The organism is Agromyces sp. Root1464 (assembly GCF_001427265.1).
Taxonomy (GTDB): domain Bacteria; phylum Actinomycetota; class Actinomycetes; order Actinomycetales; family Microbacteriaceae; genus Agromyces; species Agromyces fucosus.
Window position 1 is genome coordinate 942045 of the sequence record NZ_LMFU01000002.1, and the last position, 21333, is coordinate 963377.

Annotated in this window: 21 protein-coding genes and 1 pseudogene; 8 read left to right on the forward strand and 14 right to left on the reverse strand. The window is 68.4% G+C overall.

What is annotated here, in order from left to right; all coding sequences use genetic code 11:
• Positions 1-40: 40 nt before the first annotated feature.
• On the reverse strand, positions 41-598 hold the full coding sequence (locus ASD23_RS19255) for a hypothetical protein (protein WP_235507782.1): 558 nt from the start codon (positions 596-598) through the stop codon (positions 41-43).
• A gap of 75 nt (positions 599-673) precedes the next feature.
• A pseudogene (locus ASD23_RS19260) lies at positions 674-1000 on the reverse strand (glycosyltransferase); the annotation flags it as partial.
• A 225-nt stretch (positions 1001-1225) separates the two neighbouring features.
• Here ASD23_RS19260 and glf point away from each other — a divergent pair.
• The 4 genes from glf to ASD23_RS10150 are packed head-to-tail and all read left to right on the forward strand — an operon-like array spanning position 1226 to position 6013.
• The gene (gene glf / locus ASD23_RS10135) at positions 1226-2392 is read left to right on the forward strand and encodes a UDP-galactopyranose mutase (protein ID WP_056009969.1); all 1167 of its coding nucleotides are present in this window, start codon (positions 1226-1228) and stop codon (positions 2390-2392) included.
• Between the two features lie 12 nt (positions 2393-2404).
• On the forward strand, positions 2405-4408 hold the full coding sequence (locus ASD23_RS10140) for a glycosyltransferase (protein ID WP_056009971.1): 2004 nt from the start codon (positions 2405-2407) through the stop codon (positions 4406-4408).
• Between the two features lie 8 nt (positions 4409-4416).
• Positions 4417-5274 (forward strand): ABC transporter permease, encoded by an 858-nt coding sequence (locus tag ASD23_RS10145; protein WP_056012896.1) that lies wholly within the window; start codon positions 4417-4419, stop codon positions 5272-5274.
• The gene (locus ASD23_RS10150) at positions 5258-6013 is read left to right on the forward strand and encodes an ABC transporter ATP-binding protein (RefSeq protein ID WP_056009973.1); all 756 of its coding nucleotides are present in this window, start codon (positions 5258-5260) and stop codon (positions 6011-6013) included. Before ASD23_RS10145 ends, ASD23_RS10150 begins: the two co-directional genes overlap by 17 nt.
• Here the strand turns inward: ASD23_RS10150 and ASD23_RS10155 are convergent.
• From ASD23_RS10155 to ASD23_RS10165, 3 genes are all read right to left on the reverse strand, one after another.
• Entirely contained in the window at positions 6010-6615 is a 606-nt protein-coding gene (locus ASD23_RS10155; protein WP_056009975.1) for an acyltransferase, read from the reverse strand. The two genes, ASD23_RS10150 and ASD23_RS10155, sit on opposite strands and share 4 nt — an antisense overlap.
• 127 nt (positions 6616-6742) lie before the next feature.
• A complete protein-coding gene (locus ASD23_RS10160) occupies positions 6743-7570 on the reverse strand; it encodes a glycosyltransferase (RefSeq protein WP_056009977.1) in 828 nt (275 codons plus the stop codon).
• Positions 7567-8517 carry a glycosyltransferase gene (locus tag ASD23_RS10165; protein WP_056009979.1) on the reverse strand — a complete coding sequence of 317 codons (951 nt, stop codon included), beginning with the start codon at positions 8515-8517 and terminating at the stop codon, positions 7567-7569. Before ASD23_RS10165 ends, ASD23_RS10160 begins: the two co-directional genes overlap by 4 nt.
• Before the next feature lie 151 nt (positions 8518-8668).
• Here ASD23_RS10165 and ASD23_RS10170 point away from each other — a divergent pair, with 151 nt between their 5' ends.
• The gene (locus ASD23_RS10170; protein WP_056009981.1) at positions 8669-9817 is read left to right on the forward strand and encodes a glycosyltransferase family 4 protein; all 1149 of its coding nucleotides are present in this window, start codon (positions 8669-8671) and stop codon (positions 9815-9817) included.
• 45 nt (positions 9818-9862) lie between these two features.
• Here the strand turns inward: ASD23_RS10170 and ASD23_RS10175 are convergent, their stop codons facing one another.
• From ASD23_RS10175 to ASD23_RS10185, 3 genes are all read right to left on the reverse strand, one after another.
• Positions 9863-11233, reverse strand: coding sequence for an LCP family protein (locus tag ASD23_RS10175; protein ID WP_056009983.1), 1371 nt, complete (start codon positions 11231-11233; stop codon positions 9863-9865).
• A complete protein-coding gene (purE, locus tag ASD23_RS10180) occupies positions 11230-11697 on the reverse strand; it encodes a 5-(carboxyamino)imidazole ribonucleotide mutase (RefSeq protein WP_200941728.1) in 468 nt (155 codons plus the stop codon). Before purE ends, ASD23_RS10175 begins: the two co-directional genes overlap by 4 nt.
• Before the next feature lie 103 nt (positions 11698-11800).
• Positions 11801-12949, reverse strand: coding sequence for a 5-(carboxyamino)imidazole ribonucleotide synthase (locus tag ASD23_RS10185; protein ID WP_268753208.1), 1149 nt, complete (start codon positions 12947-12949; stop codon positions 11801-11803).
• A 69-nt stretch (positions 12950-13018) separates the two neighbouring features.
• On the opposite strand from ASD23_RS10185, the gene ASD23_RS10190 reads away from it, so the two are divergent.
• Positions 13019-13597, forward strand: coding sequence for a GtrA family protein (locus ASD23_RS10190; protein ID WP_235507707.1), 579 nt, complete (start codon positions 13019-13021; stop codon positions 13595-13597).
• 7 nt (positions 13598-13604) lie between these two features.
• On the opposite strand, the gene ASD23_RS10195 is transcribed toward ASD23_RS10190, so the two are convergent.
• The 3 genes from ASD23_RS10195 to ASD23_RS10205 all read right to left on the reverse strand — a co-directional run bounded on the left by ASD23_RS10195 (position 13605) and on the right by ASD23_RS10205 (position 16044).
• The gene (locus tag ASD23_RS10195) at positions 13605-14351 is read right to left on the reverse strand and encodes a DarT ssDNA thymidine ADP-ribosyltransferase family protein (protein WP_147305604.1); all 747 of its coding nucleotides are present in this window, start codon (positions 14349-14351) and stop codon (positions 13605-13607) included.
• 190 nt (positions 14352-14541) lie between these two features.
• The gene (locus ASD23_RS10200) at positions 14542-15093 is read right to left on the reverse strand and encodes a PH domain-containing protein (protein ID WP_235507708.1); all 552 of its coding nucleotides are present in this window, start codon (positions 15091-15093) and stop codon (positions 14542-14544) included.
• 18 nt (positions 15094-15111) lie between these two features.
• Positions 15112-16044, reverse strand: coding sequence for a biotin--[acetyl-CoA-carboxylase] ligase (locus tag ASD23_RS10205; protein ID WP_056009989.1), 933 nt, complete (start codon positions 16042-16044; stop codon positions 15112-15114).
• A gap of 122 nt (positions 16045-16166) precedes the next feature.
• Between ASD23_RS10205 and ASD23_RS10210 the strand changes: the two genes are divergently transcribed.
• Complete coding sequence (locus tag ASD23_RS10210; RefSeq protein WP_056012903.1) at positions 16167-17765, forward strand: acyl-CoA carboxylase subunit beta; 1599 nt, start codon at positions 16167-16169, stop codon at positions 17763-17765.
• A gap of 11 nt (positions 17766-17776) precedes the next feature.
• The gene (locus tag ASD23_RS10215; RefSeq protein WP_056009991.1) at positions 17777-18004 is read left to right on the forward strand and encodes an acyl-CoA carboxylase epsilon subunit; all 228 of its coding nucleotides are present in this window, start codon (positions 17777-17779) and stop codon (positions 18002-18004) included.
• 391 nt (positions 18005-18395) lie between these two features.
• On the opposite strand, the gene ASD23_RS10220 is transcribed toward ASD23_RS10215, so the two are convergent.
• Genes ASD23_RS10220 through ASD23_RS10230 form a run of 3 tightly spaced genes read right to left on the reverse strand, consistent with a single transcriptional unit; the run spans position 18396 to position 21272 of the window.
• Positions 18396-19400: a hypothetical protein gene (locus ASD23_RS10220; RefSeq protein ID WP_056012906.1), complete on the reverse strand. Its 1005-nt coding sequence runs from the start codon at positions 19398-19400 to the stop codon at positions 18396-18398.
• A complete protein-coding gene (locus ASD23_RS10225; RefSeq protein ID WP_157377058.1) occupies positions 19397-20629 on the reverse strand; it encodes a sensor histidine kinase in 1233 nt (410 codons plus the stop codon). Before ASD23_RS10225 ends, ASD23_RS10220 begins: the two co-directional genes overlap by 4 nt.
• Positions 20616-21272 (reverse strand): response regulator transcription factor, encoded by a 657-nt coding sequence (locus ASD23_RS10230; RefSeq protein ID WP_082571536.1) that lies wholly within the window; start codon positions 21270-21272, stop codon positions 20616-20618. The genes ASD23_RS10225 and ASD23_RS10230 overlap by 14 nt, the downstream gene beginning before the upstream one ends.
• Positions 21273-21333: the final 61 nt, after the last annotated feature.

Sequence of the window (21333 nt, forward strand, 5' to 3'; positions counted from 1 at the left end):
AGCTGCACCTGATTGACACCGCCGGCCTTCACGACACGCTTCACGCGTTACCGCTACTCGGGCCGGTGACGGACTTGACGATGAACGCCGGACGGTGACGAGCGTCGTCGCCCGCACGCCAGACGTATTCGCCGAGCACCCCGGTCGCCAAGGCGTTGAACCCTCCGACCGCGAGCACGAGGCCTGCGACCATCAGCCAGCCCGCCCCGCCCGACGCCGGCGTGAAGACGAGCACGAGGGAGCCGAGCAACGCGAGCACGCCAAGCGCACCGAGCGTGACACCTGCGAATGCGAGCCACTGCAGCGGAGCATGCGAGAACTCGACGAACGAGTCCACTACGAGCTTCATCTTCTTCTTCGACGTCCACTTGCTCGCACCGTGAGGCCTCGGCAATTGTTCGAAGTACACACGACGCTGGTCGAACCCGGTCCATGCGGCCATCGCGAGGACGTTCCGATTGAGTTCGGGCATTTCGTTGAGCACATCGAGGACGCTGCGGGCGACGAGAATCTGGGACGGCCCCTCGCTGGGGTAGCTCGGAACGTCGGAGTAGCGCTGGTACACCTTGGAGAATCCGGTCGCGAATGATTCCGACATCCCCCTCTTCGTGGCGCGAACCGACCGCAGACCCCAGACGATGTCAGCCCCCGCGGTCCATTCCGCGATGAAGGATGCGATCGACTCGATCGGCTCCTGCCGATCGGCGCTCAACGTCAGCGCAGCGTCGCCGGTCGCATGAGCGAACCCGGCGGTGATCGCAGCGTGGGACCCGAAGTTCCGCGAAAGGCTCACGACGCGGGCGTCGTCGTCGGAGTCAAACACCGCCGCGATGGCGTCGGCGGTTCCGTCACTCGATCCGTCGTCGACGACGATGAGTTCGAATTCATGATCCGGGTGCGTAGCCCGTATCTGCCGGTAGAAGTCGACGATCTCTTGAGCGGCCTCGTGCTCGTTGTACGCTGGCACGACCAGGCTCAGCTTCGTTCGAGCGCTCGACATCGGCACCTACTTTCGCTGCGGGAATCTGGGGTGATCTTCACCCGGCAACGAGTCCTCGCGCGGACATCGTCAGCTAGGAAGCTTAGCAGCCGCCCTTCGACGGACCTGTTCGCCAACGCCGCGACCTCCGGCCCGTCTGCGCACACCGAACCGCGAACCACTTCAGGTATCCTTGGTCGTCGGCCCGGCGAACTCCCGGGATGCCGTGATTGTAAGGACGTGCGCGTGAACGTTGATCTCCTGGTGGTCGGATCGGGCTTCTTCGGCCTGACGGTGGCGGAGCGGGCGGCGACGGAGCTCGGACTCAAGGTTCTCGTGATCGATCGTCGGTCGCACATCGGCGGCAACGCGTACAGCGCGCCTGACCCTGAGACCGGAATCGAAGTGCACGAATATGGTGCGCACCTCTTCCACACGTCGAACCAGCCGGTCTGGGACTACGTGAACCGGTTCACGGCATTCACTGACTACAAGCACCGCGTGTACACGAACTACCGCGGCGAGGTCTATCCGCTGCCCATCAACCTGGGCACCATCAACCAGTTCTTCCGAGCGGGGCACTCCCCCGCCGAAGCACGCGCGCTGATCGCCGAGCAGGCCGCCGAATTCTCGACCTCGGATGCGTCGAACCTCGAAGAGAAGGCCATCTCGCTCATCGGACGGCCGCTCTACGAGGCGTTCATCCGGGAGTACACCGCGAAGCAGTGGCAGACGGATCCAACCGAGTTGCCGGCCGACATCATCAGCCGCCTCCCCGTCCGCTACAACTACGACAACCGCTACTTCAACGACACCTACGAGGGGCTTCCGGTCGACGGGTACACCGCATGGCTCGAGCGCATGGCGGATCACCCGAACATCGAGGTGCGCCTCGACACCGATTTCTTCGATGCCGCGCACGATGCTACGAAGGCATCCTCGGTCGGCAACGTGCCGATCGTGTACACGGGTCCGATCGACCGCTACTTCGACTACACCGGCGGTCAACTCGCCTGGCGCACGCTCGATTTCGAACGCGAGGTGATTCCCGTAGGCGACTTCCAGGGCATCCCAGTGATGAACTACGCCGACGCGACGGTGCCCTACACCCGAATCCACGAGTTCAGGCATTTCCACCCCGAGCGGGACTACTACCCGAACGACAAGACAGTCGTCATGCGGGAGTTCTCCCGGTTCGCAACCCACGCGGACGAACCGTACTATCCCGTGAACACCGCGTCGGATCGCGAGTCGCTGCTTAGCTACCGCCAACTCCAAGCAGGCGAGCCCGAGGTCTTCTTCGGTGGACGTCTCGGAACGTACAAGTACCTTGACATGCACATGGCGATCGGTTCCGCGCTCTCAATGTTCGAGAACAAGCTCAAGCCGCTCTTCGCTGCCAAGAACGTCTGACACAGGAATCGAATGACATCCGGCATCGTACTCAGCAAGGTCATCTTCCCCGGCCCCGGCGAACCCGATATGGCGCCGCTCTACCTCGACGCGGATGAGTGGACGGAGGTCCGCCAGGAAGTTCGGCCCGAAGCCTCGCAGATCCGGCACCGGCGGGGGCCGGTTCCGAACGAGGTTCACACCACCCCGCTGCGCGTGTCCCACGTGAACGCACTCGGCATGATCACGGGCCGGAGAAGCCTCACCGTCCCTGCGGGCGGGCGTGTCTCGCTCGGCACCTACTTCAACGCCTTCCCGGCGAGCTACTGGCAACGCTGGACCGACCTCCGCGGCGTGCGGCTCTCGGTCACCACGTCCGGGGAAGGCGATGTCGCCGTGTACCGCTCCAACGCGCGGGGCGTGATCCAGACGGTTGCCAGCAAGCGAATGGAGGCGGACACGACCACCGTGTTCGACCTCTCGTTTGACAACTTCCTCGATGGCGGCTGGTTCTGGTTCGATCTCATCTCCAACCGAGGCGAGTTCAGCCTCGTCGAGGCAGACTGGCTCGCGCCAGAGGGCAGTGCGCCCGTTACGGACGGGAACCTCACCGTCTCCATCACGACGTTGAACCGCACGGACTACTGCCTCGCCCTGCTCGAGACCATCGGCTCGGATCCCGATGCAGTCGCGGGCATCGATGAGGTTCTCGTAGTTGATCAGGGCACGCAGAAGATCCGTGAACAGACGGCGTACCCGAGTGCCCAGCAGGCGCTGGGCGGTCGCCTCCGCGTCATCGAGCAGGCGAACGTCGGAGGGTCCGGCGGATTCTCACGTGGCATGTACGAAGTCCTCGATGCCGGCCGTTCCGACTTCCTCATGCTCCTCGACGACGATGTGGCCATCGAGCCCGAGTGCGTCAGGCGGGCGCTCGCGTTCGCGCGTTTCTGCACGAACCCGACGATCGTCGGTGGGCACATGTTCGACATGTATGACAAGACGAAGCTCCACGCATACGCTGAGTCGGTCGACAGATGGACGTTCATGTGGGGACCGGTCACGCCGGACCGCCACGATTTCACGTCGTCGAACCTCCGTCAGACCGGTTGGCTGCATCGTCGTTTCGACGTCGACTACAACGGCTGGTGGATGAGCCTCATCCCGGTCAAGATCATCCGCGAGATCGGCCTCTCGCTCCCGGTCTTCATCAAGTGGGACGACGCCGAGTACTCGCTGCGCGCCGCCGAGCACGGCTACCGCACGGTGAGTCTCCCCGGCGCAGCGATCTGGCACGTCTCATGGGTCGACAAGGATGACACCCGCGATTGGCAGGCGTTCTTCCACGCTCGGAACCGACTCGTCGCGGCGTTGCTTCATTCGCCGCACCGCAAGGGCGGCCGTCTTCCGATGTCGAATCTCGCGAACGACATCCGACACGTGCTCACGCTCGACTACTACGCAGTGACCCTCCGCCAGCTGGCGTACGAAAGCGTCCTGGCCGGTCCCGACCACCTGCACGGCGAATTGCAGACCCGATTGCCGGCGATCAGGGCGAAGGCCCCGGAGTTCCGCGAGAGCACTCTGACGAAGGACATCTCGCAGTTCGGGTACTTCCCGCCGACCGCATTCTTCGGCGACGACCCCGGGGCCGATGGAACGAAGCCGACCGGGTTCGGCGCCTACCGCTTCGTGGCGAAGTACGGATGGCGCCATTGGTTCCGAAACGTTCCCGCGTCGAGTAAAGCCCATCCTGAAGCGCATCTCCCGCACGGAACGCCGTGGTGGAAGCTTCCTTCCCTCGACAGTTTCGCGGTCAGCAATGCCGAGGGCTCCGGCGTGACGTGGCACGTGCGAGACCGCTCGCAGTTCCGCGCACTCCTCGTGTCGAGCATTCGCCTCAATCTGAGCATCCGTCGCCGTTGGAAGCGGCTGAGCAATGAGTACCGGCAGAGCGTCGAACGCATCACCGCGCCGGCGACATGGGGCGACACGCTCGGGCTCGAGGGCAGATCTCCCAGCGGAACGCCCGAGCAGTGAGTCGCGGCGTGGCGCCGACCGGACAAAGCGGATTCATCCGTCCGGGGCAGAGTGCAGGACTGATCGACGTCTTCAACCGCCGGTATCTGCTGAGCCTGCTGGTTCGGAAGGAAGTGCGGGTCAGGTACCGAGGATCCGTGCTCGGTTGGCTCTGGTCGTACGTGAAGCCGCTGACGCAGTTCGCGGTCTTCTATCTCGCGCTCGGCATCTTCCTCCAGCAGAACGATGTGATCCCGAACTACGCGATCTACATCTTCAGCGGCCTCATCATGGTGAACCTCTTCAACGAGGCGTTCAGTAACGGAACCAAGTCACTCGTCGACAACGCTCCACTCATCAAGAAGATCTACCTGCCCCGCGAGCTGTTCCCGGTGTCTTCGTCCCTTGTCGCCTTCGTGAACTTCCTCCCGCAGGTCGCCATCACCCTGGTGGTCTGCCTCATCGTGGGCTGGACGCCGAGCGCCGTGCAACTCCTCGGCGTGCTGCTCGCGATTGCGATCATCCTCGCGTTCGCGACGGGGCTCAGCCTGCTGTTCGGCTCGGTGAACGTCTCGTTCCGAGATGCTCAGAACTTCGTGGACCTCATCGCCCTCGTCGCCACCTGGGCGTCTCCCGTGCTGTACCAGATGTCGATGGTCGAGGCGGTGCTTCCGCCATGGCTGGTGCTCGTCTACCAGCTGAACCCGCTCACCGCGGCTGTGGAACTCATGCATGCCGGGTTCTGGTACCCGACCACGGGCGGGGCCGAACAGAGCGCTGACGGCCTGCTCCTCGGCCTCGTGTCGTTCGGCATCTCCCTGATCGTCCTCGCGTTCGGCCAATTCGTATTCCGTCGTCTGGAGGGACGTTTTGCACAAGACCTCTGAAGTTTCGGCGGATCGCGTCCGCATCGTGGTCGAGAACGTGCGCAAGACGTTCAAGTTCCGCCACACTCATTCACTCAAAGAGACGTTCATCGCTGCGACCCGACGCCGGCAGCTCAGTTCGACGTTCGATGCGCTGAACGACGTGAACATCACCATCTCGGAAGGCGAGTCCGTCGCTCTCCTCGGCTACAACGGGTCGGGAAAGTCGACGCTCCTGAAGCTCATCTCCGGAGTCCTGCAACCCGATGCCGGGCTGATCCTCACCCGCGGTCGCGTCGCCGGTCTCATCGAGGTCGGCGCGGGCTTCCACCCCGACCTCTCCGGTCGCGAGAACGTCTACCTCAACGCCGCCATCCTCGGTATGAACAAGGCGGAGATCGACGCGCGATTCGATGACATCGTGGCGTTCTCGGAGATCGAGCAGTTCATCGACACTGAAGTGAAGCACTACTCCTCCGGGATGTTCCTGCGACTCGCGTTCTCAGTCGCGATACACACCGAAGTCGACATCCTGCTCGTCGACGAGATCCTCTCCGTGGGCGACGAACCGTTCCAGCGTAAGTGCCTCGCGCGCATCCGCGAGCTCCACGATGCCGGCAAGACGCTGGTCGTCGTCAGTCACGATCTCGACATGGTGTCGCAGCTGTGCCAACGAGGGATCCTGATCGAGAAGGGCAACGTCGTCTTCGACGGCGACTCGCTGGAAGCGGTCGGCCGCCTGCGCGCCCAGGACAGTTAGGCGTCGCGCTCGACCAGCGTCTCGCCCTCTTCGACGTACCGCTCGCCCGTCGAAGGGCACACCCAGTCGACACCGTCGTGTTCGAGCGGGACGCCGGCCTTGCCGACCCAGCGGATTCTCCGCGCGGGGACTCCAGCGACGAGGGCGAAGTCCGGCACGTCCTTCGTGACGACGGCCCCGGCTGCCACCGTCGCCCAGCGTCCCACCTGCACGGGAGCGACGCACACCGCGCGAGCGCCGATCGAAGCCCCCTCGAGGATCGTGACACCGACCGGCGTCCAATCGTGGGCTGATTTCAGCTCCCCATCGGCAGTGATGGCACGCGGGTAGGTGTCGTTCGTGAGCACGACGGCGGGACCGATGAACACCCCCGCTCCGAGCACTGCGGGTTCGTACACGAGGGCGTAGTTCTGCAGCTTGCAGTTGTCCCCCATGACGACGCCGGTTCCGACGTAGGCACCGCGTCCGACGATGCAGTTCTTCCCCAGGACCGCTTCCTCGCGGACCTGTGCAAGATGCCAGATCGACGAGTTCTCACCGATGATCGCTTCGTCTGAGACATCGGCCGAAGCCGCGATACGAACCGAGGAACGCTCGTTCATTTGGGGTCCTTTCATGCACGTGGCGGCGAACGGCCGCAGAGTACCGATCGCGAAGGCTCGAAAGCCACCGTTCACGGTACACGACACTCGACGGCGCTTCGCTTCGCACCGATGGCTGCGCTCCGGCTCAGGCGGGTGTCCCGGCGATGAACCGCCGGTACGCCATACGTCGCACGGGCTCGGGCACGAACCGATACGCACCGCGTACGCCGATGTTCCGGAGATACTGCCATCGAGTCGTGAACTCGATCGATCGAAGCGCGCGCTGGAGCTGACGCTCGCTCGCCCACTGCGCACGTCCGCCGCGACGGGCGTATGCACCAGCGCCGACGCGATACATGACGAGCGGCTCGGCGAGATTTCCGACGGCGGCACCGCTGTCGATCATGCGAGCGAACAGCCAGTAGTCCTCCATGAGCCCGAGCGGCAAGTAGCCGCCGGCCTGCTCGACCGCTGAGCGTCGGTAGACGACCGTCGGGTGACTGAATGGATCGTGGAACCGCGCATATCGTGCGATGTCGTCGGCGTCCGTGCGCGGCACGCGGCGGCCGACGATCGAGCCGACGTCGTCGAGGAACTCGAGCATCCCAGTGCCGACGAGGTCGAGTCCGGACTCGACGAGGGGAACCTGCTTGGCGAAGCGCTCGGGCAGCGAGATGTCGTCGGCGTCCATGCGCGCGACGATGTCGTGCGCGCAACGCGCCAGTCCTTCCGACAGCGCGTGGGCGAGTCCCACATTCTCCGCTATCCGGTGATGCACGACGGAAACGGGCGATCCGTCGATGGCGGCAAGAATCGCGTCATCGAGTGCCGCGCCGACCGGACCGTCCTGCACCAGCACGACCTCGTCGGGGCGTCGCGTCTGCGCCGTCACACTCGACGAGAACGCCTTCGTGAAATGCGCCGCGTCATCGCCGCGATACACCGGCATCAACAGCGTGAACTTCTCGCTCATGACGGTTCCACCCGCCCGACCGCCTCGCTCGCTGGTCCGAGTCCGGCGAGCGCCATCGAGTTCGGGCGCGGTCGGGTGCGGGTGCCGTCGCGATACCCGCGCCGCCATCCGTCACGGAGGATGGCGCGGTCGGAGGAACGGGCGAAGGTCTTGATCCAGCGGCGGATGCTCGACCCTCCGTACACGAACTTCTCGAACGGCGAGAGGCTCTGCGATCGTCGGAACATCCAGAGCTTGTTGCGCACCTCGTAGTAGAAGCGCGGACCGGGATCGGCGTCGGTCGCGCCGAGCACCTTCGTCTTGTGCACGACGACGGATGCGGGAACGTGCAGTCCGCGACGACCGCGCAGCACTCGCGTCGAGTACTCGAAGTCGTCGTTCCAGATGAAGTAGTCGGCGATCGGCAGCCCGACCTCGCGCACGACGTCGGCGCGGACGAGCATGGAGACGAACGAGGTGCTGCGGACGGCCACCCCACCGCGACGTGCTGCCGCGACGCGCTCGGCCTTCGAGACGAACGGCTTCGCCCGCGGAGTGTTCATCGGGTGCTCGGTGCCGTCCGTCCAGACGACTCGGGAACCGGCCGCGACGACGTCGGTCCCGTCGACCGCCGCGAGCAGCGCCGCGAGCGCGTCGGGGTTCGGCACGGTGTCGTCGTCCATCAGCCAGAGCCAGTCGGGCTCGTGCCGATCGAGCGCGACCGCCATTCCGGCCGCGAACCCGCCGGCGCCGCCGGTGTTGCGCGGCAGCGACACCAGGTCGACGAGTTCACCGGCGGCCCGTGCGACGTCGGCCGAATCATCCGTCGATGCGTTGTCGACCACGACGACTCGAGCGAGCGGATGGCGCTGGACTGCGAGTGCTTCGAGCACCTCGACGAGAAGATCGCGCCGGTTGTAGGCGACGACGACCGCGACCACGCGCGGGCTGACAGCTGACGAACTCATTGACTCTTCGGGCTCGAGGACGGGGGGACACTCCATCTTGCCCTGTCGGCGTGCTCGTTCCCTCCACAGGAGGCGCATTCCCCCGGTTTCATCAGGGGCGCGACGCTAGATTGGTGACGGTGCCCGCGCACCAGTCGAGTGAAGGAGCCCCATGCCCACGACCCTGCGAGTGATCGTCGATCAGGTCATCGCACCGGTTCCCGGACCGCACGGCGCCTACGCCGAGGCGCTCACGCGCGCCCTCATCCAGGCCACGCCCCCCGGCTGCGAGGTCGAAGGAATCGTGTCCTCGTCGCCGCCCGCCGACTACGAGCGCCTCGAGTCGGAATTCCCGGGGCTCTCCGGCCTCTACAAGACCACCCTCGCCCGTCGTGAGCTCGCGGCGGCCTGGCAGCTCGGACTGACGACTTCGCCCGGCGGCGGCATGATCCACGCCCCGGGCCTCTTCGCGCCGCTCCGGCGACACGACCGGAGCATCTCGGGCGACCAGGTCGTCGTCACGGTCCACGACCTCCTCGCCTGGACGCACCCCGAGACGCTCACGACCGCGTCGGTGGCGTGGCACAAGGGCATGCTGAAGCGAGCGCGCAAGCACGCCGACGCCGTCGTCGTGCCGACCCACGCCCTCGCGGAGCGGCTCGCCAACGTCGTCGACTTCGGCGATCGGGTCCGTGTCATCGGCACCGCCCCGAGGCCGGGTCTCTCAGTTCCGGCCGATCCCGCCGAGGCTGCGGCGCGGGCCGCGCGGCTCGGCCTGCCTCCCGCGTATCTCGTCGCTGCCGGCACGCTCGAACCGCGGAAGGGCATCGTCGACCTGCTCGAGGCCCTCGGCCGCCCCGGCATGCCCGACATCGACCTCGTCGTCGTCGGCCCGGCGACCTGGGGCGAACTGCACCTCGCCACCGTCGCCGAGGAGTCCGGCGTCGATCCGCGTCGCGTCCATGCCATCGACGCCCCCGACGCAGCCGACCTCGCGGTGATCCTGGCCGGTGCCACCGCGTTCGTCGCGCCCAGTCACGACGAGGGCTCAGGCACCTCGCTCATCGAGGCGTTCTCGTTCGGGCTGCCGGTGATCCACTCCGACACTCCCGCCTACGTCGAGGTGGCGGCCGAGGGCGGACTGCCCGTGCCGATCGGCATCGGCGGCGGGTACACCGAACGACTCGCGGCGGCGATCAGCACCGTGGTCGAGTCCCCGGCACTCGCCGAGCGGCTCGCCGTGACGGCGGGCGACCGCGCGCACGCGTTCAGTTGGCGCGATTCGGCCGAACGCGTCTGGCAGCTGCACGCCGACCTCTGAACCGCCGAATCGAGCGGATGCCGCGGCATCCGCTCGATCGCCGTCTCACTCCGTCGCCGGCTCCTCCGTGGCGGGGGCGACGGCCGGCTCGATGAGCGATCGGATGTAGTCCCAATCGGGATCCGTCGGATCGACGCCGTTCGCCGGCACGAGCTCGACCGTGGTGATCGGCAGCTCCTTGGTCTTCATGGAGAGGTTCACGAAGTAGCCGAGCATCGACTGCGGGATGTCGGTCTTCACGGTGTCGGTGCCCGCCGACGCGACCTCCTGGAACTTCGAGAGCACGTTCGCCGGCGTGAACTGCTGGAGGACCGCCTCCTGCAGTACGCGCTGGCGCGCCATCCGCTCGTAGTCGCCGCCGGCGGTGCCGTAGCGCGCGCGGCCGTACCAGAGCGCGTGGTAGCCGTCGAGGTGCTGCTGACCCGGCTCGATCCACCCGTCGACGCCCTCGTTGTTCTCGTCGCCACCGATGGGGATTCGGGTGTCGACGTTGATGTCGACCCCGCCGAGCGCATCGATGAGCTGCTGGAAGCCCTGCATGTCGATGAGTGCGTAGTACTGGATCTCGAGGCCGGTGATGCCCTCCGCCGCATCCCTGACGCCCTCGATGCCGGGCTCGCTGCCCTCGGCGACGGCATCGGGGTACATCTCGGGGCTCTTCAGCTCGACCTCGGTGTAGATCGAGTTGAGCTGGCACACGTCGACCTCGCAGCCGTCGATCGCGCCGTAGCCCTCGGGGTAGACGGCCGCGAGCGGCGAGTCCTCGGGGAACGGCACGTACTCGAGGTCGCGCGGCAGGCCGATCGTGACCGCCTGCCCGGTCTCGGCGTCGATCGAGACGACGGTCATGCTGTCGGGTCGCATGCCCTCCCGATCGGGACCGGAGTCGCCGCCGAGGAGCAGGATGTTGTAGCGGCCGTCGACGGGCGGCTCGCTCGGCCCCGGGGCGAAGACGGATGCGATGAAACCGCTCGTGGTCGTCGCGAAGTAGGCGCCGTAGGCGGCGGTGCCCGAGATCCCGATCATCGCGATGGTGGTGAGGCCCGCGACCCACATGCGTGCGGAGGGCGCCGTCTTCACGAGGCGCACGAGGCGCAGCGTGTCGAGCGTCAGGATCACCCAGAGCACCGCGTAGAACGCGAGCACGATGGCGACGATCCAGAGCGTGATCGACATCGAGAAGACCGTGAAGAGCGTTGCGGGCCAGAGGAACCAGACCACGATGCCCACGACCACGAGGGTCCAGAGCGCGAGCGTCGACCCCAGCCCGAACCTGCCGAGCTTCCGGCTGCCGGCGAGCACCTGCGGCGCACCGGGGATCAGGAAGTTGAGCACGACGAGCCACCACGCGCGGCGGGTCATGACCGTGCGCGATGCGACGTCCGGGTAGCGGATCGGGCTGGCGGCGAGCGTCATCGGTTCTGCTTGAGCCGTTCGTTCTTCTCCTCGACGAGCGCGGCGAGGTCGGTCGCATACGCGTCGAGCGCGCCGGCGAGGTGGGGGTCGGATGCCGCGAGCACGCGCACGGCGAAGAGGCCGGCGTTCTTGGCGCCGCCGATGGCCATCGTCGCGACGGGGATGCCGCCGGGCATCTGCACGATCGAGAGCAGCGAGTCGAGGCCGTCGAGGCGCGACAGCGGCACTGGCACGCCGACGACGGGCAGGGTCGTGACGGAGGCGAGCATGCCGGGCAGGTGGGCTGCGCCACCGGCGCCGGCGATGATGACCTTGAGCCCGCGTCCGGCCGCCTCCTTGCCGTACGCGATCATCTTCTCGGGCGTGCGGTGCGCCGAGACGACCTCCACCTCGTGGGCGACGCCGAACTCGTCGAGCAGGGCGGATGCCTCGCGCATGACGTTCCAGTCGGAGTCGGAACCCATCACGACGCCGACGAGGGGTACGGTGTTCGTCTCAATCACTTGATCGAGTGTAGGGCCGTGCGCTGTGAGATGACCGCAGGGCACGCGGCCGGCGGAGCCGACGTCAGTCCTGGAAGAACGCCGCCGCGGCCCGCGCCTCGTAGACGACGGCGTCGAGATCGTCGCCCGTCGCGGTGACGTGTCCGATCTTGCGCCCCGGGCGCGGCGCCTTGCCGTAGTTGTGCACCTTGACGGTGGGATGGTCGGCGAGGGCCGCCGCATAGCGGTCCGTCAGCGAACCCTCGGCCGGCCCGCCGAGCACGTTGACCATGACCGACCAGCCGTCGCGGCTGCCGGTGGCGCCGAGCGGCAGGTCGAGCACGGCACGCAGGTGCTGCTCGAACTGCCCGGTGGTCGAGCCGTCCATCGACCAGTGGCCGCTGTTGTGCGGTCGCATCGCGAGCTCGTTGACGAGGATCCGCTCGTCGCTCGTCTCGAAGAGCTCGACGGCGAGCACCCCGGTGACCCCGAGGCCCTCGGCGATCGTGATGGCGACGTCGGCCGCGACATCCGCGAGCCTGCCCGCCGATCGGGGCGCCGGCGCGATGACCTCGCTGCAGACCCCGCCGACCTGCACGGTCTCGACGAGGGGCCAGGCGACCACCTCGCCCGACGGGCGACGAGCCACGAGCTGGGCGAGTTCGCGGCGGAAGTCGACGAGTTCCTCGACGAGGAGCGCTCCCGCGCCGCCGTCTTCGGCGATCGTGGCGAACCACTCCGCGACCTCGGCGGCGCTGCGCACGACGCGCACACCCTTGCCGTCGTAGCCGCCGCGCGGGGTCTTCACGACCGCGACGCCGCCGTGGTCGGCGATGAAGTCGTCGAGGTCGGCGACGGTCTCGACGCGAGCCCAGTCGGGCACGGGCAGGCCGAGTTCGGAGAGGCGCTCGCGCATCACCAGCTTGTCCTGCGCGACGCGCAGCGCGTCGGGCCCGGGGTGCACGGGCACACCCGCGTCGACGAGGGCGCGCAGCACGTCTTGCGGCACGTGCTCGTGATCGAAGGTGACGACGTCGACCTCTCGCGCGAACTCGAGCACGGTGGCCGTGTCGGTGTAGTCGCCGACGCGGTCGGCGGCGATCGCCGCCGACATGCCCTCGGCCTCGGCGAGCACTCGGAGGTCGACTCCGAGTTCGATCGCCGCGGGGATCATCATCCGGGCGAGCTGCCCTCCACCGATCACTCCGACCCGCACGCCATGCACTCCGTTCACCGCCGCCATCGGCGCCCGCGCGGGCGCCCAGTTCAGTCTAGGCCGCGCCCGACCGCATAGGATGTGCCGGTGTCCACCCGCTTCGCGAGCGCCCTCCGACGACTCTGGGACGGCCTGCTCGCCTACGCGGTGAAGTTCGGGGTCGTGGGCCTCATCGGCCTCGTGATCGACGTCGCCCTCTTCAACATGCTGCGACTCGGCGTCTTCGGAGAGGGCCACTGGGCGCAGTCGGCGATCGGCGCGAAGACGATCTCCACGAGCGTCGCGATCGTCTTCAACTGGCTGGGCAACCGCTACTGGACGTTCCGCAAGCACCGCCGCCGCAACTACGTGCGCGAGTTCATCGAGTATGCGATCGTCTCGCTCGGCGGCATGGCGATCGCGCTCGGATGCCTCTGGCTCAGCCATCACTGGCTCGGGTACACGAGCCTCCTGGCCGACAACGTCGCGACGAACGTGGTCGGCCTCGGTCTCGGCACGGCGTTCCGCTTCGTGCTCTACCGGTACTGGGTGTTCGGGCACCACCGCGCCGACGGGCTCTCGAACCTCGCGCGCGTCGAAGAGGCGCAGCGAACCCTGTTCGAGGAGCCCGACGGAGCGACGCCTGCGGAACCCGAGGGGGCGCCGTCGCCGACGAACACCCCCTGAACGCGGCCTACTCCGCCGGTTCGGCGGTCGGCTGGAACCAGGGCGGGTAGACCGCGACGCGGGCGCGGACGCCGGCACCGGCGAGCTCGGCCCGCACGCGGTCGCGGACGGGTTCGTTGGCGACCGCGATGAGCGCCACGTCGTCGAGCGGCAGGCATTCGCGCACGAGTAGCTCGGCACCGTCGAGGCCCGCACCATCCTCTTCGCGGTGCAGGCGCTGCAGCAGACGCTGCACGTCGACCCACTCGGTCGCGACGGCCGCGCCGGCGACCGCTGCATCCGCTTCGGTCACGACGATGGTGCCCGCCACTTCGGCCTTGCCCGCCTGCGCGCTCGTGAGCGAGCTGACGAAGATGACGAAGTCGGCGGGTGCGCGCTTCACGGCCTCCTCGCCGAGGCGAGGGTCGGGCGTCGCCGTGCGCACCGCGTTCCAGACGTGCGCGTCGGTCGTGAGCAGGAACGGCACGTAGTCGGCCACGACGGCATCGGTGCCGTCGATCGCGGCACCGCGCCGGTACTCGCGTGCGTGCGGGGCGGCGAGGTCGACGACCGGAACTGCGCCGGCTGCGTCGGCGAGCAGGGCGCCGGCATCGAGGATCGGCGGCAGGTTGTCGATGTGCGTCACGTGGTAGATGCGCATCGCCTTCAGGTCGAGACGCGGTGCGTCCGACGCGATCGTCGGCCGGGAGGCGCCGGGAACGCGCGCCGGAGGCCGTCCGCTGCGGGTCGTCGTCGACCGTGCGGAGCGTGCCACCGGGGCGGGCGCAGGCTTCGCCTCGGGTTCGGGCGGGGGGAAGCAGATGGCGCAGAGGCCGTCATCGAAACCGTGTTTGCATTCGTCGGCCAAGAGAAACCCTTCATCGTGCGGCTCGCGCTCGGGCGACGCGAGACCACCTGTCCACGTTACGTCCTTTATCGACGTCCCGCTGCACGATCGCTCAGGTTCAGCGTCCGCCCCACGCCACGGTGTCGCCGTCGATCATGGTCTGCTCGGCGCGTCGGCGTTCGGAGAGGCGAGCCTGCTCCTCGCCCATGAGCTCATGCAGAGCACCCTGCACGAGCGTGGGATTCGGCACGTCCTTCAGCACGAGCGGCTTCTCATGGCCCGTCTCGATGCGCACATCGCCCGATCCGAACGCACTCTGGCCCCAGGTGCGCCGCACCGTGACATCGTGGCCTCGGCTCAGGAGCAGCTCCTGTCGTACGCGGACCGCGACGCCGCTGCGGACGATGACGCGTCGGGTCGTGATCGTCGCGCGGCGCGTGAGCCAGGCGAGGAACGGCAGGAACGAACCGAGGAGCACGACGACCAGCGCGCCGCCGAGGACCGCGAGCACCTGCCAGGTCTCGGGCATGATGCCGACGCCGTAGGCCGTCGCCCCGGCCACGACGATCAGCAGGATCGCCGGGAGGATCAGGATGCGGGCGTGCCGGCGCACTCGCGCGACGACGCGCTCGGGCGGCTGCGCCGCCGGCACGGCCGACTCGGGTGTCACGGCAGGCCTCATACGCCATTAATACCGCAGGTGCGTCACGTCTCCTGCGGCGACAGACCACGGCTCGCCGTTCTCGCGGTCGATCACGACGAGTCGACCGTCGACGTCGAGCCGATCAGCGCGCCCGAGGAGCTCGCGGTCGCCCGGCAGTTCCACGCGCACGTCGCTGCCGATCGTGCCGCAGAGCTCGGCGACCCTCGCGGAGATGCCGCTCGCCGCGGCATCCGCACCGGATCGCACGAAGGCGTCGAACATCTCGAGGAAGGTGTCGAGGTAGTCGGCGAGCACGGCGTCGGCGTCGGGCTGGGCGCCCGTGACGAGCAGCAGCGACGTGGACGTCAGCGTGGGCAGGTCGTGCTCGTCGAGCGTGAGGTTGAGGCCCGCGCCGACGATGACCGCCCCGGAGTCCGGCAGGAGCTCGGAGAGGATGCCGCAGATCTTGTAGCCCGAGACCAGCACGTCGTTCGGCCACTTGAGCAGGACCTCGACCCCGCCGCTGTCGTCCTGCGCCTCGGCCTCCTCGACCTGGGAGCGGCGACGGCTGCGACGAGCGGATGGCGCGGGGCCGCTCGCGTCGAGCGCCGAGGAAGACGGCTCGGCCTCCGCCGCCTGCGCGAGGTGCGGTTCGACTGCACGCCGCACGGCGACGGTCATCGCGGCCCCCGCGATGAGGGGGATCCAGCCATAGGCGTCGGGCGGCAGCGGGCCGCCACCCTCGAGTTCCGGGCGCAGCAGCACCGAGATCGCGAGCGTCTTGCCCGTCGGGGCGAGCCAGACGCGGCCGAGGCGGCCGCGCCCGTGCGTCTGGTTGTCGGTGACGATGACGGCGCCATGGCCCCACTCGGCGGCATCCGGACCGCTCGCCGCCGCCCTGAGCTCGTCGTTGGTCGACCCGACCTCGTCGCGGAACTCGAACCTCGGCACCGCGGCGCGCGATCGCTCCCAATCCATGCGATCACCCTATCCAGCCGGGCGCCTGCCCACTCGCATGGCGATTGCCACCAGTGGCGCGTCCGATCTTGTAGGAATCCGTCAACGAAGTCGGCCAACAGCTCAGCGGTAGAGTGAACGGCGTGACCGAAGCGACTGACGGCCCCGACCTCTCCACGACCGCCGGCAAGCTCGCCGACCTCAAGCTGCGCTACCACGAAGCCGTGACGGCGTCGGGTGAGGCGGCGATCGAGAAGCAGCACGCCAAAGGCAAGATGACGGCGCGCGAGCGCATCGCCGAGCTGCTCGACCCCGGCTCGTTCGTCGAACTCGACGAGTTCGTGCGGCACCGCACCCACGCGTTCGGCATGGAGGGCAAGCGGCCCTACGGCGACGCCGTCGTCACGGGCACCGGCACCATCCACGGTCGCCAGGTCGCCGTGTACTCGCAGGACTTCACGATCTTCGGCGGATCGCTCGGCGAGGTCGCCGGCGAGAAGATCATCAAGGTCATGGAGCTCGCGCTGAAGACGGGCGTCCCGATCATCGGCATCCTCGACTCGGGCGGAGCCCGCATCCAGGAGGGCGTCGTCGCCCTCGGCAAGTACGGCGAGATCTTCCGCCGCAACACCCAGGCCTCGGGCGTCATCCCGCAGATCTCGATCGTGTGCGGTCCGGCGGCCGGCGGCGCGGTGTACTCCCCCGCACTCACCGACTTCGTGATCATGGTCGACAAGACGAGCCAGATGTTCGTCACCGGCCCCGACGTCATCAAGACCGTCACGGGCGAAGACGTCGGCATGGAGGAGCTCGGTGGCGCCCTCACGCACAACTCGGTCTCGGGTGTCGCCCACTACCTCGCGAGCGACGAGTCCGATGCGCTCGACTACGCGCGCACGCTCATCTCGTTCCTCCCCGACAACAACATGACGGATGCCCCGGTGTACGACGCCGAGGCCGAACTCGAGATCACCGACGACGACCGGCGACTGAACACCGTCATCCCCGATTCGCCGAACCAGCCCTACGACATGCACACGGTCATCGCGGGCATCGTCGACCACGGCGACTTCCTCGAGGTGCAGCCGCTGTTCGCGCCGAACATCATCGTCGGCTTCGCGCGGGTCGACGGGCGAACCGTCGGCATCATCGCCAACCAGCCGAGCCAGATGGCCGGCACGCTGAACATCGCGGCCGGCGAGAAGGCCTCGCGGTTCGTGCGCTTCTGCGACGCGTTCTCGATCCCGATCCTCACGCTCGTCGACGTTCCGGGCTACCTGCCCGGCACCGAGCAGGAATGGACCGGCGTCATCCGCCGCGGCGCGAAGCTGCTCTACGCCTACGCCGAGGCGACCGTGCCGCTCGTCACGATCATCACGCGCAAGGCCTATGGCGGCGCGTACATCGTCATGGGCTCCAAGCAGCTCGGCGCCGACATCAACCTCGCCTGGCCGACGGCCGAGATCGCCGTCATGGGCGGCCAGGGTGCGGTGAACATCCTCTACCGGGCCGAGATCAAGGCCGCCGAGCTGGCAGGTGAAGACGTCGCCGCCGTACGCACGCAGCTCGCGAACGAGTACACGTACAACGTGGCCTCCCCGTTCCTCGCCGCCGAGCGCGGCGAGCTCGACGGCGTGATCGAGCCGGCAGCGACCCGGGTCGCCGTCGTGAAGGCGCTTCGCGCGCTCCGCACGAAGCGTGCGAGCCTGCCGGCCAAGAAGCACGGGAACATCCCGCTGTAGGGGCGAACGACATGAGCGACGACATCGACGAACGCGCGGCCGCGCTGCGCTTCGAGACCCGAGTGGTCACGCCCGAAGACGCAGCCGCGGTGACGGCGGTGCTGCTCGCAGCACTCGACGAGCAGACGGCGGGCGAGGCATCCGCCGACCCCGGCCGCAGCGCCTGGATCCGCAGCGGCGGGGCGATGCGCCGTCCGCTCGAGGTCGGACCCGGCCGCTGGGTGCGCGCCGGGAATTGAGCGGATGTCCCCCGAAATCCGTGGGAACGGCGTCGCCGCTCGGCATGCTCGGCCCGGAACGCCACGGATTCCGGGGAAGGGGGACACGCCTTGTCCCCCGAAATGATGACTTTGCTTCTGTGGGATCGTGCACCAATATTGTCAGTGCAGGCTCCACAGGAGTCGCCACCGTCATCGGTCGGGTAACCGATGGCAGTTGGGGGCGAGTCAGGGCGACATTCGGGTTGTCGCGGTGACTCGGGCTTGATGGGGGGTCGATCTCAGATCGGCCCCCCACCTTCATGTCAGGTACAGATTCAGGTCAGCCCCGATTCATGTCTGGCACCGACGGTGTTCGAGATCCCGATCGCTCACGCTCGAGCGCAGCTCGCGTGCGGCGTTGCCCGCCGCTTCAGAGCACGCGCGGGATCTCCAGCCACAACTCGACCTCCGCCTCGTCCGAGTCCGACGACGAAGTGCTCGACTCGCGGAGCCCGACGACGGTGACCGCCACCGGCGATGCCTCCGCGGCAGTGCGGACGATGATGCGATCGGCGGACGACTCCGCCACGGCGTCGGCGAGGCGTGAGAGCACTCGGTTCCGCGTCGCCTCGTCGAGATCGTCGATGCCGCCCTCGTCGAGGAGGGTCACCGTGATGCCGCGGGCGCGGGCGCGCTGCACCTCGAAACGCACCGCGTCGGTCAGGAGCATGCGACCGCGGATCTCGTCGCGGATCGCCGCTTCGAGCATGCGGCACTCGGTCCGCTGCTCCTCGGTGAGCGCCCCGCCGCGATCCGCGATGCGGCGCAGCATCGGCGCTGCGAGCCGGTTCGTGTGGGCGAGGCGCATGCGGCCCTCGAACAGGTGCGCGTCCTGCGCGGCCTGCCACGCGGCGGCCTCCCGTTCAGCCTGCGCGTAGCGACGCGTCTCGCGTGCCGCGGTCGTCAACGCGGTCGTCAGCATGTGCGCGATGCCGACCCAGACGATGCTGCCGATGACGCCGAGCCCGCCGAGCGAGAACGGGCCCGCCCACACGACGCTCTGCACCGCGAGCGCGATGACGCCGAGCCATGCCGCGGTCAGCTGACGCCGAGCCGCGGTGATCGTCATGAGCGTGCCCACCGCCGCGACGTACCACGTGGCGTACCCGTTCTCGGCATCGGGGTCGAGCTGGCTCGTCACGAGGAGCGGGAGCACGATCGACACGGCGAGGTCGAAGGCCGCGAGCCAGTCGGGCATGCGCACTCGCTTGGCGGGCCACAGGCTGAGCGTCGTCGCCGTCGAGTAGAGCAGCAGGGCGACGACCGCCGGCCACGGCGACGCCGCCTGGCCCAGCGAGTAGATGCCGAGCACGACGTGGTACGCCGAGAACAGTGCGCCGAGCACGAGCAGGAGCCAGCGGGGAATCGAGATCATGCCGCGCCACCTGCTCCCTGCGGCCATGCCACCGTCACGGTCGTGCCGTGTCCGATCCTCGATTCGATGTGCGCCATGCCCCCGGCGTTGGCCATGCGCTCCTCGATCGAGACGCGCAGCCCGAGCCGCTCGGCGGGCACTCGGTCCATCGCGAACCCTCGGCCGTTGTCGGCGACCTCGATGACGCAGCCGCCGGCGCGCACGCCCCTGATGCGGAGCTCCCGCCGCGTCGACAGGCCCGGCTCGTCGGCGTGCTGCAGGCTGTTGACCATCGCCTGCACGGCAGCCGCGTAGAGCGCCTCGACCGCCTCGACGGGCAGCTCGACGCCGCCGGCGTTCACGACCCGCACCGTGAAGGGGGTGGTGAACGTCGTGAGGGCTGCCCGCAGCCGCCGCACGAGCACCGGAAGGCCCACCCGGTCGAGCGCCCGCGGGCCGGTCGCTCCGGCCTCGTCGAGGCGTTGCACGGCATCACGCGCCATGCGGGCCGCGAGCTGCTGCTGCTCGGGCGTTGAGGCCGCCGCAGCCGAGAGCAGGGTCGTGAGCACGCTGTCGTGCACGAGCGCGTCGACCTTGACGCGCTCGATCTCGTTGGCGTGGAGTCGCGCGGCGACGTCGTAGCGTTCGAGGGCCGCCTCCTGCGCGGCATCGACGGCTCCGGCGGTCTGCCGCAGCATCGTCACGATGACGAGCACGACGACACCGAGCACGACGGCGTACAGCGCGTCGAGCACCGCGAGCAGCGGACCGGCATCCCCGCCGGACGGGAGCAGGCGGATGACCCCGTACACGGCGGGGACGACGATCGTGTAGGCGGCGGCCCACAGCGGCTGCACCGCGACGACCGCCGCCGTCGTCGCGACGGTGCACAGGTAGTACAGCCATGGCGCCGCGCCGTCGAGGGCTGCAGGGTCGTCGACGAGGAACGGCCACGCCATGAGAGCCACGGCGTACAGCAGCGCGAAGGCGAGGCACGCCGTGCGCACCGCGACCTTCGTCACGGTGGCGACTGCGAGGCCCACGATGGCGCCGTACAGCACCGCCATGAGCGCGGCACCGGCGCCGGGCAGGAGGGCATCGGCCTGCACGAGCGCGATCGGCACGGTCTGCGCCCCGAACACGAGGCCGAAGAGTCCGAGCGCCCGGCCCGTGACGGTCTCGACCTGCGCTCGGGTCACCGTTGAGCGGCGACGCGAGAGTCGCGTCACCCGCCAGTCAACGGCGGGCATCTCCGCCATCGTCGAGCCCGGGGAGGATCCCGTCTTCGACGGCGCGGCGCAGGAGGTCGACCTTCGTCGGCGCAGGTCGACCCACCTCGATGTACTTCGCGCGGATCCGGTCGAGGTACTCGCGTGCCGTGGAGTGGGCGATACCGAGCTGGGCGGCGACGAGCTTCAGCGGAAGTCCCGAGGCGTAGAGGTGCAGCACGTCGTGCTCGCGCCGTCCGAGCTGCGCCTTCGCGAAGTCACGATCGGCCTCGATCGCGCTCGCCCATTCGACGTTGTTGAGCACCTCGCCGCGAGCGACCGTGGCGATCGCGGCGATCACGGCCGACATCGGCGAGGCCTTGGGGATCACGCCGGCGGCGCCCGCCGCGAGCGACTCGCGCACTGCGGCGACCCGATCGGCGATACTGTGCACGAGCACGGCGCTGCCGGTCGCGAGCACGGCCCGCACATTGTCGGTTACCGTCGTGCCGTCCCCCAGTGAGAGGTCGAGCACGACGACGTCGCACGCACGGCCGGCGAGGCCGTCGAGCAGTTCTGGCACGCTCGCCGCGTCGACCACGACGTCGTAGCCCGCGTCGCGGCAGGCCGCGCGCAGGCCGAGTCGCACGGCTTCGTGGTCGTCGACGATCGCCACGGTCGCCACGGTCGCCACGGCATCCGCTTCTCGTGTCGGTGCTGCAGCTCCGACGTCCCCCTCGTTCACG